At 73.3% G+C, this 16,337-nt stretch carries 11 protein-coding genes; 7 read left to right on the top strand and 4 right to left on the bottom strand.

The window, feature by feature from the left end; genetic code table 11:
- Window positions 1-24 precede the first annotated feature (24 nt).
- The 4 genes from ABTY62_RS30915 to ABTY62_RS30900 are packed head-to-tail and all read left to right on the top strand — an operon-like array spanning window position 25 to window position 6,177.
- The gene (locus ABTY62_RS30915) at window positions 25-2,097 is read left to right on the top strand and encodes a dipeptide ABC transporter ATP-binding protein (protein WP_352132711.1); all 2,073 of its coding nucleotides are present in this window, start codon (window positions 25-27) and stop codon (window positions 2,095-2,097) included.
- 11 nt (window positions 2,098-2,108) lie between these two features.
- The gene (locus tag ABTY62_RS30910; protein ID WP_352132710.1) at window positions 2,109-3,224 is read left to right on the top strand and encodes a peroxidase-related enzyme; all 1,116 of its coding nucleotides are present in this window, start codon (window positions 2,109-2,111) and stop codon (window positions 3,222-3,224) included.
- Between the two features lie 7 nt (window positions 3,225-3,231).
- Window positions 3,232-5,568, top strand: a complete 2,337-nt coding sequence (locus tag ABTY62_RS30905; RefSeq protein WP_352132709.1) for a molybdopterin-dependent oxidoreductase — start codon at window positions 3,232-3,234, stop codon at window positions 5,566-5,568.
- Window positions 5,569-5,610: 42 nt separating this feature from the next.
- Window positions 5,611-6,177 (top strand): TetR/AcrR family transcriptional regulator, encoded by a 567-nt coding sequence (locus ABTY62_RS30900; protein ID WP_352132708.1) that lies wholly within the window; start codon window positions 5,611-5,613, stop codon window positions 6,175-6,177.
- 28 nt (window positions 6,178-6,205) lie between these two features.
- On the opposite strand, the gene ABTY62_RS30895 is transcribed toward ABTY62_RS30900, so the two are convergent.
- Window positions 6,206-8,272 carry a phosphocholine-specific phospholipase C gene (locus ABTY62_RS30895; RefSeq protein WP_352132707.1) on the bottom strand — a complete coding sequence of 689 codons (2,067 nt, stop codon included), beginning with the start codon at window positions 8,270-8,272 and terminating at the stop codon, window positions 6,206-6,208.
- Window positions 8,273-8,523: 251 nt separating this feature from the next.
- Here ABTY62_RS30895 and ABTY62_RS30890 point away from each other — a divergent pair, with 251 nt between their 5' ends.
- Both ABTY62_RS30890 and ABTY62_RS30885 read left to right on the top strand, forming a co-directional pair.
- Window positions 8,524-9,741 carry an SUKH-4 family immunity protein gene (locus tag ABTY62_RS30890; RefSeq protein WP_352132706.1) on the top strand — a complete coding sequence of 406 codons (1,218 nt, stop codon included), beginning with the start codon at window positions 8,524-8,526 and terminating at the stop codon, window positions 9,739-9,741.
- Between the two features lie 102 nt (window positions 9,742-9,843).
- Entirely contained in the window at window positions 9,844-11,304 is a 1,461-nt protein-coding gene (locus tag ABTY62_RS30885) for an amidase (protein WP_352132768.1), read from the top strand.
- Window positions 11,305-11,755: 451 nt separating this feature from the next.
- Here the strand turns inward: ABTY62_RS30885 and ABTY62_RS30880 are convergent, their stop codons facing one another.
- Genes ABTY62_RS30880 through ABTY62_RS30870 form a run of 3 tightly spaced genes read right to left on the bottom strand, consistent with a single transcriptional unit; the run spans window position 11,756 to window position 15,165 of the window.
- Window positions 11,756-12,640, bottom strand: coding sequence for an aldo/keto reductase (locus ABTY62_RS30880; RefSeq protein ID WP_352132705.1), 885 nt, complete (start codon window positions 12,638-12,640; stop codon window positions 11,756-11,758).
- Entirely contained in the window at window positions 12,640-14,091 is a 1,452-nt protein-coding gene (locus tag ABTY62_RS30875; protein ID WP_352132704.1) for an MFS transporter, read from the bottom strand. The genes ABTY62_RS30880 and ABTY62_RS30875 overlap by 1 nt, the downstream gene beginning before the upstream one ends.
- Before the next feature lie 39 nt (window positions 14,092-14,130).
- Window positions 14,131-15,165: an alcohol dehydrogenase catalytic domain-containing protein gene (locus tag ABTY62_RS30870; protein ID WP_352132703.1), complete on the bottom strand. Its 1,035-nt coding sequence runs from the start codon at window positions 15,163-15,165 to the stop codon at window positions 14,131-14,133.
- 273 nt (window positions 15,166-15,438) lie between these two features.
- On the opposite strand from ABTY62_RS30870, the gene ABTY62_RS30865 reads away from it, so the two are divergent.
- Window positions 15,439-16,335 (top strand): helix-turn-helix domain-containing protein, encoded by an 897-nt coding sequence (locus ABTY62_RS30865; RefSeq protein WP_352132702.1) that lies wholly within the window; start codon window positions 15,439-15,441, stop codon window positions 16,333-16,335.
- Window positions 16,336-16,337 lie beyond the last annotated feature (2 nt).

Raw genomic sequence — 16,337 nt, 5'->3', positions numbered from 1 at the left:
CAACCCACAGAGAGGACGGCACTGGTGAACCCGCTGCTGGAGGTCTCCGGCCTGAGCGTCGCCTTCCCGGGCGCCGGAGTCCGGGCCGTGCGCGACGTGTCCTGGGAGGTGCACCCCGGCGAGACCATCGGCCTGGTGGGGGAGTCCGGCTCCGGCAAGAGCGCCACGGGACTCGCCGTCCTGGGCCTGCACGGGCCGGGCGCGCGGATCACCGGCAGCATCCGGCTCGACGGACGGGAACTGGTCGGCGCCGGCGAACGGGAGCTGCGCCGGATCCGCGGCCGCCGGGTCTCGATGATCTTCCAGGACGCGCTCGACGCGCTCAACCCGTACCGTCCGGTGGGCGCCCAGATCGCCGAGGCCTACCGGCTGCACCACGACGCCTCCCGGGCCGCCGCCCGCACCCGCGCGGTGGAATTGCTCGAACGCGTCGGCATCGACCGCGCCGAGCGGCGCGCGAAGGACTATCCGCACCAGTTCTCCGGCGGCATGCGGCAGCGCGTCATGATCGCCGCCGCGCTGGTCAACGAGCCGGACCTGGTCATCGCCGACGAACCCACCACCGCCCTGGACGCCACCGTCCAGGCCCAGGTCCTGCGGCTGCTCACCGAGCTCCAGCGGGAGATGGGCATGGCGGTGGTGCTGGTCACCCACGACTTCGGGGTGGTGGGCCAGATGTGCTCGCGCGTCGTGGTCATGTACCGGGGCCGTGTCGTGGAACAGGGCCCCACCGCCCAGATCCTGACCGCCGCCCACCACCCGTACGCCCGCGCGCTCGTCGCCTCCGTCCCCCGCATGGACGACACCCCCGGCAGCCGCCTGCCCACCGTCCCCGAAACGGTGGCGTCCCTGATCGGCCCGGTAGACGAAGAGTCCCTGGCCGACCCCGCCCTCCGCATCCCGCAGGCACGGCACCCGGCGCCGACGGGTGACGCGTCGCCCGCGCCCACCGGCACGCCCCCGGCGGCCGACGCCGCGCCGGCTCCGGCGGCGGACACCGAGGTGTCGGCCGCTGCGGCCGAACTCTCGGCGGCCGACGCTTCGTCCTCCGCCGACGGCGCACCGTCTTCGGCGCCCGTGGCAGCCGTCGCGTCCGCGGAGACGCCCGTGGCCCCGGCGGCCGACGCCCCCGCGCCCGCCGCCTCTGGCGGCCGGGCGGGGGAGGCCCGCTCGGGCGGGGCGGAGGGCGCGGTCCGGGGTGATGTGCCGGGGCCTCGGGCCGCCTCCGGGCGGAGCCCGGGGGCTGCCCGGAGCGACGGGGGGTCTCGGGGCGGAGCCCCGGGGAGTGGGGAGGGGCGGGGCGGGGAGAACACCCCCACCCCCCTCCTCCGCGTGCGCGACCTCACCGTCACCTTCCCCGGCGGCGGCCTCGGCCGCACCCCCCACCGCGCCGTGGACGGCGTCAGCTTCGACATCGCCCCCGGCGAGTCCTTCGGCCTCGTGGGCGAGTCCGGCTCCGGCAAGAGCACCATCTCCCGCGTGCTCCTGGGCCTGCGCCGCCCCGACGACGGCAGCGTCGTCTTCGACGGCGAGGACATCACCCGCCCCGCCCGCCGCCGCGGCCGGGCGCCCGCCGTCCAGATGGTCTTCCAGGACCCGTACGGCTCGCTCAACCCCGACCGCCGCATCGGCCACACCATCGGCGCCCCCCTCGCCCTGCACACCGACCTCTCGCGCGCCGGGCGCCGCGAGCGCGTCGCGTCCCTGCTCGGCGAGGTCGGTCTCGATCCCGCGCTGGCCGACGCCTACCCCGACGAGCTCTCCGGCGGCATGCGCCAGCGCGTCGGCATCGCCCGTGCGCTGGCGCTGGAGCCCCGGCTGCTGGTCGCCGACGAGCCGGTGTCCGCGCTGGACGTCTCCGTCCAGGCACAGGTGCTCAACCTGCTCACCGAACTGCGCCGCAGCCGGGGCCTGGCGATGCTGTTCGTGTCCCACGACCTGACCGTCGTACGGCACATGTGCTCACGCATCGCGGTGCTGCACCGGGGCCGGATCGTCGAGGTCGGGGAGCGGGACCAGATCATGGAGCGCCCGGTCAGCGACCACACCCGCGCGCTGCTGGACGCGATGCCCGCCCCGGCCCACCGCGCGTCATGAGAGGCACAGCCATGTCCATAACGGTCACGCGTGGCCACGACGTCCTGGACCGGTTCGCCGGCGCCGCGCCGGAGGTGACCCGGCTGCGCGCGCTGCGCCCCGAACTGGTCGGCCTGGAACAGCGCGCGTACGACGAGCTGTTCCACCCGCAGAGCCCCGGCACCGGCACCGGCACCGGTGTGTCGGTCGCCGAACGCGCCGCCGCGGCGCTCGCGGTGGCCGTCGAACACCGCCGCGCCCCGGCCGTGTCCCACTACCGGGCGCTGCTCACAAGGGACCCGGGCGTGGCGGAGCGGATCGTGGCCCGCGCCCCGCTGGAGGGGCACGCGCCGCCACGGACCGCCGCCGCCGTCGCACACGCCCGGCAGCTCACCCGCGCCCCCGCCGAGGCGCGCCTGGACGCCCTGCGGGCCGCCGGGTTCACGGACCCGCAGATCGTCACCGTCTCCCAGGCCGCCGCCTTCGCCCACCACCAGATGCAGCTGGCCGCCGGGCTCCAGCTGCTCGCCACCGGCGAGTCGGGCACCGGCACCGACCCCGGCGCGCCGTCCACGACGGTGGACGGCGGGCCGCGGTTCACGACCGACGTGCTGACCTGGCGCCCCGCCATCCGCCCGCTGGCCCGCGAGGAGCTGACCGAGGCGCACCGCACGGCGCTGGCGGGCAAGCGACCCGACACGCCGTACTTCCGCACCCTGGGCCACGACCTCGGCATCCTGGCCGTGCGGACCGCGATCGACCTGGCCGCCTTCACTGCCGAGGGCGGACTGCCACGCGCCGAGCGGGAGTTGGCGGCCACCGCCGTGTCGCTGCACAGCGGCTGTGTGTACTGCGTCTCGGTGCACGCCCGGCGCGCCGCCCAGCTGCACGGCGACCCGGAGCCCGTGGACCGCCTGCTGAAGTACGGCAGCACGGCCGTCCTGGGCCGCCGCTGGAAGCTGATCGTCCGCCTGGCCGCCGGACTTGCCCCGGTCCCGGCCACGGCCGCCGACGCCGATGTCCAGGCGCTGCGCGAGCTGGGGATCTCCGAGCTGGCCCTGGTCGACCTCGTACACTGCGCGTCGTTCTTCGGCTGGGCCAACCGCCTGATGCTGAGCCTCGGGACGGTCGACGGAGAGGCGGGGTGAGGGGAGCGTGACGAAGCGCCCGCCCTACGACGGCCACGGTGGGCACGGCGCCCACGCCGCGCCCGGCACGCCCCGCCCGCACAGCTCCCACTGGGGCGCCTTCACCGCCGCCGCCCGCCCCGGCGGCGGCCTGGAGGTCACCCCGGACCCCGGCGACCCCGAGCCCTCGCCACTGCTGCGCAACCTCCCCGCCGCCCTCGACCCCCGCGCCCGGGTGCTGCGCCCGCACATCCGCCGTGGCTGGCTGGAGCGCGGCCCCGGGCCCGACCCGGCCCGCGGGGCCGACACCTATGTGCCGGTCTCCTGGGACACCGTGATTCCCCTGCTGGCCGGGGAGTTCGAGCGGGTCCGCGCCGGGCACGGCAACCGGGCGATCTTCGGCGGCTCGTACGGCTGGGGCAGCGCGGGCCGCTTCCACCACGCGCAGAGCCAGATCCACCGGTTCCTGAACTGCCTGGGCGGCTACACCCGGTCCGTCAACACCTACAGCCTGGGCGCCTCCCGTACGCTGCTGCGCCATGTCGTCGGCGACGACGCCCCGATCTCCGCCCCCACCACCTTCCCGGTGCTCGCCGAGCACACCGGCCTGTTCCTCTGCTTCGGCGGGATGCCCGCCAAGAACTCCCAGGTCAACGCGGGCGGCATCAGCCGCCACTCCACCGCGGCGGCGCTGCGCGCGGCCCGCGCCCGCGGCGCGCGCTTCGTCCTGGTCAGCCCGCTGCGCGACGACCTGGCGGCGGAGCTGGACGCCGACTGGCTGGCCCCGGTGCCGGGCACCGACGCCGCGCTGATGCTGGCGCTCGCCCATGTGCTGATCGACGAGGGACGGTACGACGAGGCGTTCTGCCGCCGCTACTGCGCGGGATTCGACACCTTCCGCCGCCATGTCCTGGGCCTGGACGGGTCACCCGCCAAGACGCCGCGCTGGGCCGAGGAGATCTGCGGCATCCCGGCCGCCCGCATCGCCGGCCTCGCCCGCGAGCTGCCCCGCCACCGCACCATGATCTCGCTCAGCTGGTCGCTCCAGCGCGCCCACCGGGGCGAGCAGCCGCTGTGGGCGGGCATCGCCCTGGCCTGTCTGCTGGGCCAGATCGGCCTGCCCGGCGGCGGCTTCGGCCATGGATACGGGGCGACCGCCGGGATCGGCGCCGGCAGCCTGCCGTACAAGCTGCCCACCCTGCCCCAGGGCGACAACCCGGTCGCCGACTTCATCCCGGTCGCCAGAATCGCCGATCTGCTGCTCCACCCCGGCTCCCTCTGCGACTACGACGGACAGCGGCTGGTCCACCCGGACATCCGCCTCGTCCACTGGGCCGGCGGCAACCCGTTCCACCACCACCAGGACCTGGCCCGGCTGCGCCGCGCCTTCACCCGCCCGGACACGGTCGTGGTCCATGAGCCGCACTGGACGGCCACCGCCCGCCACGCCGACATCGTCCTGCCCGCCACCACCACCCTGGAGCGGGACGACCTCGGCGGCGCCAAGGACGACGCGGCGCTCATCGCCATGCACAGGATCGCCGAACCGGTGGGGGAGGCCCGCGACGACTACCGGATCCTCGGCGACCTGGCCCATGAGCTGGGCGTCGGCGCCGCCTTCACCGAGGGCCGCGACGAGCGCGCCTGGCTCGAGCACCTCTATGAGAGCTGGCGCGCGGGGCTCGACCCGCAGTACGCGCCCGAGGAGGACTTCGCCACCTTCTGGCGGGCCGGCCGCATCGCGCTGCGCGGCCGGCGCGAACGCCACACGCTGTACGCCGGCTTCCGCGCCGACCCGGACGCCTGCCCGCTGCCCACCCCCAGCGGCCGGATCGAGCTGCACTCCGCCACCATCGCCTCCTACGGCTACGACGACTGCCCCGGCCACCCCACCTGGCTGCCGCCCGAGCCGGAGGACGACGACGCCCATCCGCTGCACCTGATCGCCAACAACCCGGCGACCCGGCTGCACAGCCAGCTCGACCACGGCGCGCTGAGCGCCGCCTCCAAGGTCGCCGGGCGCGAGCCGCTGCGTCTCCACCCCGACGACGCCGCGGCGCGCGGGCTCCGGGAGGGCGATGTGGCGCGGGTGCGCAGCGCCGTGGGCAGCCTGCTGGCCGGGGTGGTGATCAGCGACGCGCTGCGCCCCGGCGTGGCGCAGCTGGCCACCGGCGCGTGGTTCGACCCGTCCGCCCCCGAGGTGGCCACCTGCGTCCACGGCAACCCCAACGCGCTGACCCGCGACATCGGCACCTCGCGGCTGGCCCAGGGGTGCACCGGCCAGCTGGCCCGGGTGGAGGTCGAGCCGTACGACGGGCCCGAGCCCCCGCCGCCGGTCCGCGCGCACCTGCCGCCGGACTCCTGAGGTACCGTGGGGAGAACGATGGTTCTCTTGCGGTAGGGGCGGATGACGGTGGATCTCGAAGCGACGAAGGAGCGGGTCCTCGACGCGGCCGAGGAGCTCTACTACGGCCGCGGCGTACAGGCGGTCGGCATGGACGCCGTACGGACCGCCTCCGGCGTCTCCCTCAAGCGGCTCTACCAGCTCTACCCCTCGAAGTCCGCCCTGGTCGAGGCGTATCTGCGGCGCCGCGACGCCCGCCTGCTCGACGGGCTCGCGCGGTATGTCGAGGCGGTCCCCGGGCCGCCCGAGAAGCGGCTGTCCGCGGTCTTCGACTGGCTGTACGAGTGGTTCGGCGAGCCCGACTACCGGGGCTGCGCGTTCATCAACTCCTACGGCGAGCTGGGCGCCACCACACCGGAGGTCGCCGCGGCCGCCCGCGCCCACAAGGAGGCCTTCCGGCAGTACGTGGCGGGCCTCGTCGCGACCGCCGGGCTGCCCGCCCCGCTGGCCGCCCACCTCGCCCTGCTGGCCGAGGGCGCGATCACCACGGCCGCCATATCGGGCTCCCCCGAACCGGCGCGCGAGGCCCGCGAGGCCGCCAGGGTGCTGATGGACGCCGCCCGCGCCTGAGGCGCGGGCGGCGTGATGACCGGAGGCGTCAGCCGGCCGCGATCGCGGGGTCGCTGATCCCCGCCCGCCCCGTCTCGACATGGCCGGCCAGCCGGCGCAGGAAGCCGCGGTCGTGGTCGGAGGCGACCGACAGGTCGTACCACTGGTGGCTGCGGCGCAGGTCGGCCGTGTGGACGGCGTGCGCGCCCGGCCGCAGCCGGTAAGCGGCCGGCGCGGCCTTGCCGTACGCGTCGGTCACCGTCAGCGTCACGGTCGTGTCGCCCCCGTTGGTGAGGGTCAGCCGCACCTGCCCCGTCTTCCGGTCGTGGCGCGCACTCACCTCGGGCCCCCGGCGGCCGTCGGCGGTGTGGCCCGTGAAGCGCCGCAGGAAGCCGTCGGGGCCGTGGACCGTGAAGTCGTAGGCCCCCTGCTCCCGTTCCGCGGTGGACCAGCTGCCGGACAGCCGCTTGCCCGCCTCGACCGTGTAGCCCCAGGGGCCGTCGCCGTCGGTGGCGGAGGTGACGTGGAAGTGTGCGCCCGCCCGGCCCGGGTTGGCGAAGCCGATCCGCAGGGCGTCGCCGACGGCCGTGGCGTCGGCGGCCAGGTCGTACGGCAGCGGCCTGGCGTGGCGGGTGCCGGGCTCCTGCGCGGGGAGCGAGCCGTGCGCCGGGGGCTTGGGCTTGTAGTCGGGGTGGCGCTCGCGGTCCGGGGGCAGATAGCCGCTGGTGTCCGGGAAGGCCGGGAGGCCGGGGTCGGTCCGCGCGAAGTCGAACGCCGCGGTCAGGTCGCCGCACACCGCCCGCCGCCACGGCGAGATGTTCGGCTCGGTCACCCCGAAGCGCCGCTCGAGGAACCGGACGATCGAGGTGTGGTCGAACGTCTGGGAGCAGACCCAGCCGCCGGTGCTCCACGGCGACACCACGAGCATCGGCACCCGCTGCCCCAGGCCGTAGGGGCCCGCGACCTTCGACGCGGAGCCCGGGAACAGCTCCCCGGTGGTCTCCACGGTCGACGCCCCCTTGCTCGGGGAGGACGGCGGGTACGGGGGCACCAGGTGGTCGAAGAAGCCGTCGTTCTCGTCGTAGGTGATGAGCAGCGCGGTCTTGCTCCACACCTCCGGGTTCGAGGTCAGCGCGTCCAGGACCTGGGCGATGTACCAGGCGCCGTAGTTCGGCGGCCAGTTGGGGTGCTCGCTGAAGGCCTCGGGCGCCGCGATCCAGGAGACCTGCGGGAGCCGGCCGGCCTTGACATCGGCCCGCAGGATGTCGAAGTACCCGTCGCCCTTCTTGGCGTCGGTGCCGGTGCGGGCCTTGTCGTAGAGCGGGTCACCGGGCGCGGCGCCGCGGTACTGATGGAAGTACAGCAGCGAGTTGTCGCCGTAGTTGCCCCGGTAGGCGTCCTGGATCCAGCCCCAGCTGCCCGCGGCGTCGAGGCCGTCGCCGACGTCCTGGTAGATCTTCCAGGAGATCCCGGCCTTCTCCAGGCGCTCGGGGTACGTCGTCCAGGAGTAGCCGGCCTCCGCGTTGTCGAGGACCGGGCCGCCGCCGGCGCCGTCGTTGCCCGTGTAACCGCTCCACATGTAGTAGCGGTTGGGGTCCGTGGAGCCGATGATCGAGCAGTGGTACGCGTCGCAGAGGGTGAAGGCGTCGGCCAGCGCGTAGTGGAACGGGATGTCCTCGCGGGTGAGGTACGCCATGGTGGTGGCGGTCTTGGCCGGGATCCAGTTGTCGTAGGCACCCTGGTGGAAGGCGGACTGGCCGCCGTTCCAGTCGTGGTTGAGGCCCTGGAGGAACTGGAGGCCGAGGTCTTTCGCGTCGGGCCGGAAGGGCAGCACGTCCTTCGCGCCGTCCGGCTGGTACCACACCGGCTTGCCGTTGGGCAGGGACACCGGGTGCGGGTCGCCGAACCCCCGTACCCCGCGCAGGGCGCCGAAGTAGTGGTCGAAGGAGCGGTTCTCCTGCATCAGGACCACGACGTGTTCCACGTCCCGCAGGGTGCCGGTGCGGCGGTTCGCGGGGATCTCCGCGGCCCGCGCGATGCTGTCGGACAGCAGGGACATCGCGGCGGCACTGCCGCCGGCCAACTGCATGAATCGTCTACGGTCCAGGGAAGACATGAACGGCCACTCTCCTCGGCGTCCGGGTGGAGCAGGGGACCGGGGCAGTCTCGCCCGCCCTGGCGGGACCGCGCCACGGGGGACGGCGGAATCCGGAAAGAACCCTGTGTGAACGCCGACCGCCGGAGTGTCGGTGACGCGCAGTAGGGTTTTCGGGCAAGAGCGTTCGAGCAAGAGCGTCCGAGCAAGGACGTTTCGAGCAAGCAGGGGAGACCCGGGGCGGCACCGCGCCGGGGCGGCACGGGGGTTGCATGGCAGCGGCGGTTATCAGGGTCCCGGAGAGCGAGTCGCATCCGGCGATCACCCACGGGGCGACGCGGCGGTGGCTGAGCGGGGCGGGCCTGCCGGGCGACAGTGACCTGATGCGGTTCCGGCCGCTCGCCGAGGGGCGGCCGGTGCCCGTCCCGCGGCTGCTCGCCGGCTCCGCCGACCCGGCCGAGCTCGACGAGCACATCGGCGGCCTGCTGGCCATCGGCCACCTCCTCATCGAGGGCGAGGAGGCCGAGCACGTCCTGCTGGACGGGGCCACCGGGCGGGTCTTCAGCATGCTGCTCTTCGAGAAGGACCCCGGCCTGCTCGAGGTCCTGCCCCTGGCGCCGTCGGTGGAAGCCCTCACCCGCTTCCTCGACGCGGCCGCCGAACTGGCCGGGCTCCGGGGCCGGTTCGCCCCCTTCGCCGGGCGCTTCGGCGCGCGGGCGGTGGCGGACGCCTCCGCGCTGTACCTGTCGGTCCTCGAAGAGGCGGACTGGGACGGCGGCGGCTGGGGCAGCGCGGGCGACCCGGAGGAGTGGGAGCACGCCCTCCCCGCGCTCTGGCGCATCGTCGCGCTCGTCCGTCCGCTCGCGCTGATCGCGGGGCCGGGCGGCGGCCTGCTGCTCGACCTGCCCGAGGGGCTGCTGGAGGAGGAGTTCGGGCCGGAGGAGATCGTGCGCTTCGACGCGGCCGAGCTGCCCGCCGCCCTCGTCCACGAGCCGACGCGGCGCTTCCTGGCCGGGACCGGGCTGCCCAAGGACGGCCTCATGTTCCACCCGGACACCGAGGTGCCGCGGCTGCCCACGCTCGCCCGGTGCCGCGCGGACGACGAGCGGGGAGAGGAGTTCTACGGCTTCCCGGAGGACATGGCCGTCGCCCCCGACCGGCTGCTGCGCCTGGGATACCTCGTCGAGGACACGGACGTCCTCATCGACGCGGACACCGGCGCGATCCACGCCTGGTTCATCCCCGACGCCGCCCTGCGCCCGCTGAACGCGGACATCTCCACGCTGGCCTTCACGACATGGCTGCTGCGCCGCGAGGCCGCGATCGACGAGGAACACGACCTGACCGACGACATGTACCAGCCACTGGCCGACACCATGGCGGCCGTGCTGGCCTCGGTGGACCCGGTGGCCTGCCGCCCGACGGGCGAGGACGACGACTGGCGCTACTGGCCGGAGGTCTTCCACGACGAGGCGGGCGGGGTGCTGTAAACGGGGAAGCCTGTGACGTACGACGCCACGTACCGCGCGGAGGCCGCGGAGGCCGCGTGGGCCGCGTGGGCCGCGTTCAACGAGAGGGAGAGTGACCCCCGGGTGCCGAACGACGACGACCTCTGCTTCCTGCCCGCGCTGGACCTCGCCGGCCTGCTGCGCCGCCGCGAACTGTCCGCGCGCGAGCTGCTGCTGGCCCACCTCGACCGGATCGAGCGGGTCAACCCCGCGGTCAACGCGATCGTCACCCTCGTCGCGGACCGCGCGCTCGAAGCCGCCCAGGAGGCCGACGAGCGGCTGGCGGCCGGGGCGGACCCGGCCGCGCTGGGGCCCCTGCACGGGCTGCCGATCGCCCACAAGGACACCCACGACACCGCGGGCATCCGCACCAGCCACGGATCGCGGCTCGCCGACGGCGTGCCCGAGCAGGACGACCTGGTCATCGAGCGGATCAAGGCCGCCGGGGCGATCACCCTGGGCAAGACCAACGTGCCCGAGTTCGCGGCCGGTTCGCACACCTTCAACCCCATCTTCGGCGCCACCCACAACCCGTACGACCTGGGCCGCAGCGCGGGCGGCAGCAGCGGCGGCGCGGCCGCCGCGCTGGCCTCCGGCATGGTCCCGCTCGCGGACGGCAGCGACACCGGCGGCTCGCTGCGCAACCCGGCCTCGTTCTGCAATGTCGTCGGCCTGCGCCCGTCGCCGGGCCGCGTCCCCGCCTGGCCCGCCTCGGCGGCCTGGAGCACACTCCCGGTCAAGGGCCCCATGGCCCGTACGGTGAGCGACGCCGCGCTGCTGCTGTCCGCCATGGCGGGGCCCGACCCGCGCTCGCCCATCGCCCTGGACGAACCCGGTTCCCGCTTCGCCCGCCCGCTCGACCGCGATCTGCGCGGGCTGCGGGTGGCCTGGTCGCCCGACCTGGGCGGGCTGGTCCCGGTGGAGCCCGCCGTGGCCCGCGCCGTCGAGTCGGCGGCGAAGGTCTTCGAGGACCTCGGGTGTGCGGTGGAGGAGGCGTGCCCGGACCTCACCGAGGGCGAGGAGGTGTTCCGTACGCTGCGCGCCTGGCTGTTCGAGATCTCCTTCGGCCCCCTGATGGACCGCTGCCCCGAGGACCACCCCGACGCGCTGAAGCGCACCATCCGCGAGAACACGGAGGTGGGGCGGCGGCTGACCGGTCCCGCCCTCGGCCGGGCCGAGGTGGCGCACACCACGCTCTTCCACCGGGTGCGCGCGTTCTTCGAGCGGTACGACGTGCTGCTGCTGCCGGTCAGCCAGGTGGCGCCCTTCGATGTGACGGCCGAATACCCGACCGAGGTGGCCGGTGTGCCCATGACCGACTACCTGGACTGGATGCGCTCGGCCTACCTGGTCACCTCGACCGGCAGCCCGGCGCTGTCCGTACCGGCCGGATTCACCCCCGAGGGGCTGCCGGTCGGCCTCCAGATCGTGGGACCGCACCGGGCGGACTTCGCCGTCCTCCAGATCGGCCACGCCTTCGAGCAGGCCACCCAGCACTGGCGCCGCCGCCCGCCCGGCGCGGACACCGACTCAGGACACGAGTGACCTGTCCGGCGGACGAGCGATCAGTCGCACCGGCCGCACGGGTATCCACGCCGCACAGCGGACCGAGACCCGGCCAGCCCCGGCACAGGCGCCCACCGGCCGCGGTGTGCCCGGTGCGGCGGTGGACCGTATGGCGACTGCCAGACCGGCCGGTCGGTTCGACCCGGGCCGCCCACGTCGCGGCGCCCGGCTATCGGCAGGCAGATGGGCATGAACGCCCAGTTCTTGGACACAGAGTTACACCGTTCCAGTGAGAAGATCGCAGCGAGAAGGAGCACGGCGCACAGGTGCGACGCGCGACGGATCAGCGCTTGGGGAGTCTCACGTGGTGTACAACGGCATGTCCTTGACAGGGTGACTGCGGGCGACAGCACCGTAACGGCACACGGGGATGCGGTTCCACCGATTTTGTCGAGCGTGACGCCGTGCGGGCCGGCGTCACGGCGGCGACTCAGGCTTCGGGGATGGCGCGGCCGTAGGCGGCGAGGGTCACGGCTTCGGGCTCGGGGCCGCCGCGTCGGCCGGTCTCCAGGGCGTCGAGGGCGGCGAGTTCGTCGGCGCTGAGCTCGAAGTCGAAGACGTCGATGTTCTCGGCGATCCGCTCACGCTTGGTCGACTTGGGAATGACCGAGCGTCCCCGCTGGAGCCCCCAGCGCAGCAGCACCTGGGCCGGGCTCTTGCCGTGGGCGTCGGCGATGGCGGTGACAGCCGGGTCCTGGAGGACGCTCCTGCGGTTCTCGCCGTAGCCGGGGTAGAAGGTGATGCCTCCGATAGGTGACCAGGCCTGGTTGAGGATGTTGTGCTGGTCGTCGAAGTCGAGGACGGCGCGCTGCTGGAAGTAGGGGTGGATCTCCAGCTGGTTGACCGCGGGGACGACGGAGGCCGCGGCGAGCAGTGCGGTCAGGTGGTCGACCATGAAGTTGCTGACGCCGATGGCGCGGACCTTGCCGTCGGCCAGGAGCTTTTCCAGGGCGCGGTAGGCCGCGAGAGTCCGGTCGAAGTCCGACGGCAGCGCCTGGTGCAGGATCAGCAGGTCGATCTGGTCGACCCCGAGCTTCGCGGCGCTCTTGTCGAAGCCGTGCAGGGTCTCCTCGTACCCGTAGTCGCTGATCCAGATCTTGGTCTCGATGAAGATCTCGTCGCGGGGGACCCCGGAGTCGCGGATGGCCTGGCCGACCTCGCGCTCGTTGCGGTAGGCCGCGGCGGTGTCGATGTGCCGGTAGCCGAGTTCAAGCGCGGCGGTGACCGCGGCCCGGGTCTCCTCGGGCAGGGTCTGGAAGACACCGAGTCCGAGGGCGGGCATCTCGACGCCGTTGTTGAGGGTGAGTATCTGCATCACAGAGACCTTTCGATGTGGGCTGCCCGTGAGGGCAGGATGAGCGTGACGACGGCCACGACGGCCAGCGCCAGCAGGACGGCGGAGCCGGTCAGGGCCGCACCCGAGCGGGCCGCGATGTCGGCGGCCGCGTGGCCGGTGGAGACGGCGGCGGCTGCGGCGGTCAGGATGCTCAGGCTCAGCGCGCTGCCGATCTGATGGACGGTGTTGACCAGGCCCGAGCCGGCCCCCGCGTCTGCGGGGGCGACGCCGTCGACACCGCTGGAGGTCAGCGGCGCCAGTGTGAGCCCCTGACCGGCGCCGATGAGCAGCATCGGCAGCGCCACTCCCGTCAGGTAGGAAGTGTGCAGGCCGAGGCGGCTGAGCCACGCCATACCCGCCGCGGTCAGGACGACGCCGGTAAGGAGCACCAGCGGCCGTCGGACTCTTTCCAGCAGCCTCGGCACCTGGACGGCGAAGACGAAGTTGACCAGCGTCATCGGCAGGAACGCGAGGCCGGCCTGGAGCGGCGTCCAGTGGTAGACGCTCTGCACGAACTGCGCGGTGAAGAAGAAGAACCCCATCATCGCGCCCATGTAGAGCATGCGGGTGAGGTAGGCGCCGCTGCGCTCCCGGCCGGCGAACAGCCGCAGCGGCACGATCGGCTGCGCGGCCCGCCGCTCCACCCGGACGAACAGTCCCAGCATCACCACCCCGGCCACCAGCGGTATCAGGGTGGCCGGAGCGGTCCAGCCGACGTCGGCGGCGTCCACGATGCCGAGGACCAGAGCGGTCGAGCCCAGCGTCGCCAGCAGCGCCCCGGCGACGTCGAAGCGGCCTCGCCGGCGGACGGAGCGGACGGTCTCGGGCAGGAACCGCACCGCCAGCACCATCATCACGATGCCGATCGGGACGTTGAGGAAGAATCCGGCCCGCCACGAGATCAGGTCCGCGACCAGCCCTCCGACGACCAGCCCGAGGGCCGCGCCGAGACCGGCGACAGCGCTGTAGGCGGCCATCGCCCGGTTACGGGCCCGGCCCTCGGCGAAGCTGCGCGTGAGCAGGGACAGAGCGGAGGGGGCCAGTACCGCGGCGCCGACGCCCTGGAGCGCTCGTGCACCGATCAGCCACCACTGGCTCTGCGCGGCCCCCACCAGAAGTGAGGTCGACGAGAAGACGATGAGGGAGAACAGGAACACCTTGCGGTGTCCGAACAGGTCACCGGCCCGGGCCCCGAGGAGGAGCAGCCCGCCGAAGACCAGGACGTAGGCGTTGGTGATCCAAGACAGGCCGGTCTCGGAGAATCCCATGGCGGAGCGGATCTGCGGCAGCGCGGTGAAGACGATCGAGTTGTCGAGGATCACCATGAAGTAGCTGATGCAGATGATCGCGAGGATCAGCGTCGCGTGGACCGGCCCCGCGGCCGACTTCTCCGTAGCGGACACCGACGTGCGCTGTGCGGTGATGGTCATCGCGTCACCAGCCTCATCGTCGTAGTTCAGATTGCCTGGTCACGGCCGTACCAGCACCTTCAGGGCCGCGCGCGCGTCCATGGCCCGGTAGCCCTCGGGCGTGCCGTCGAGGCCGACGGTGCGGTCGAAGACCCGGCCGGGCTCGATACGGCCCTCCAGGATGTCCGGGAGGAGCTCGTCGATGTAGGCGCGGGCCGGGGCGGGGCCTCCGGTCAGGGTGATGTTGGGGCCGAAGAGGGTGCCGAAGCCGATCGGGGCCTCCTCGTACTGGGGTACGCCCACGCGGCTGATGGTGCCGCCGGGGCGGACCACTCCGTAGGCCTGCTCGTAGGCGGGGCGGTGCCCGACCGCTTCGATGACGATGAGGCTGCCGCCGCCGGTGAGGTCGCGAACCTTCTCGATGCCCTCGGCGCCGCGCTCGGCGACCACGTCGGTCGCTCCGAACGCGCGACCCAGGTCGGTTCGGGCGGTGTGCCGGCCCATGAGGACGATCTGCTCGGCCCCGAGCCGCTTGGCGGCGAGCACGGCGAGCAGGCCGACGGCGCCGTCCCCGATCACGGTGACCGTGCTGCCCTGCCGCACCCCACCGCGGACCGCGGCATGGTGCCCGGTGCCCAGAACATCGGAGAGAGTGAGCAGGGAGGGGATGAGCGCGTCGTCGGCGCCGACCGGGAGCTTGACCAGGGTGCCGTCGGCCAGCGGCACGCGGGCCGCCTCCCCCTGGCCGCCGTCGATGCCGTTCCTCGCCCAGAAGCCGCCGTGCACGCAGGAGGTCTGGAGCCCGGCCCGGCAGAACTCACAGGAGCCGTCCGAGTACGCGAACGGGGCGACGACCAGGTCGCCCTTCTTCACCGAGGTGACGTCGCCACCGATTTCCTCGACGACGCCGATGAACTCGTGGCCCATGCGGACCGGGCCGTCGGAGGCCGACATGGAGTGGTAGGGGTGCAGGTCGCTGCCGCAGATGCAGGCGGTGGTGATGCGGACCAGCGCGTCGGTGGGCTCCTTCAGAGCCGGGTCGGCGACGTCCCCGACGCGGACGTCGCCTGCTGCGTACATGAGTGCTGCGCGCACAGTGTTCCTTCAGATTGATTGCGGCTTTCAGACCCGGATTCGGACTGCGATTCCTGGGCCTTTTCCAGAAAACCGCGCGACGGCGCGCAGGTGGGAGTCACTGCTCTTCCAGGTAATGGCAGTACCTCGCAGGCCCTCCCCGACGCATTTACGGTGAAGGAGCCGGCACAAGAATCACGCCGATCAAGAGGAGTCACCCGTGCCCCCGGATTTCCGCCCGACAGCAGCCCGGCGACTCATCGGGGCCGCCGAGGAAGTCCTCGAGATCTGATCATGGCTGACATCGACAAGAAGAGCCTGGCCGCGGAGGTCCGCGACTTCCTGAGCACCCGGCGGGCGCGGATCACCCCGCAACAGGCCGGGCTGCCGGTCTACGGCGGAAACCGCCGCGTCGCGGGCCTGCGCCGCGAGGAGGTCGCCCTGCTCGCGGGAATGAGCGTGGACTACTACGTCCGGCTCGAGCGCGGGAACCTCAGCGGCGCCTCGGACTCGGTGCTCGACGGCCTCGCTCACGCACTTCAGCTGAACGAGGCGGAGCGCACCTACCTCTACGACCTGGCCCGTGCGTCAACACCCTCGGGCCGGCGTCCCACGGTGACCGCTTCCCGCGTGCGGCCCACGATCCTGCGGCTGCTCGACTCGATGACCGACGTGCCGGCGTATGTACGCAACGCACGGTTCGACATCCTGGCCGCCAACGCGCTGGGCCGGGCACTGTACGCGCCGGTCTTCGACTCCCCGCTGTTCGCCCAGCGCGGGCCGGTCAACACCGCCCGCTTCCTGTTCCTGGACCCGGCCGGCCAGGACTTCTGGGTCGACTGGGACAAGGGCGCCGACGACTCGGTCGCCTTTCTGCGCACCGAGACCGGCCGAGCGCCGCATGACAAGGCGCTGACCGACCTGGTCGGGGAGCTCACGACCAAGAGCGACGATTTCGCCCGCCGGTGGGCGCGTCACGATGTGAAGATCCACCGCTCCGGCGTCAAGAACCTGCGCCATCCGCTGGTCGGCGATCTCGCGCTGCCCTACGAGGCGATGGACCTGCCGGCCGACCCCGGCCTCCGCCTCAACTTCTACACCCCCGAACCGGACTCGCCCGAGCGGGAGGCACTCAGCCTGCTCGCCAGCTGGGCGAGCACCGGCACGGTCGTCCCCTCGCGGAACGACTGACC

The sequence above is a fragment of the Streptomyces sp. NPDC097640 genome (assembly GCF_040302705.1).
In the GTDB taxonomy this organism is placed as follows: Bacteria; Actinomycetota; Actinomycetes; order Streptomycetales; family Streptomycetaceae; genus Streptomyces.
This window is presented reverse-complemented; position numbering and strand designations above follow the sequence as displayed.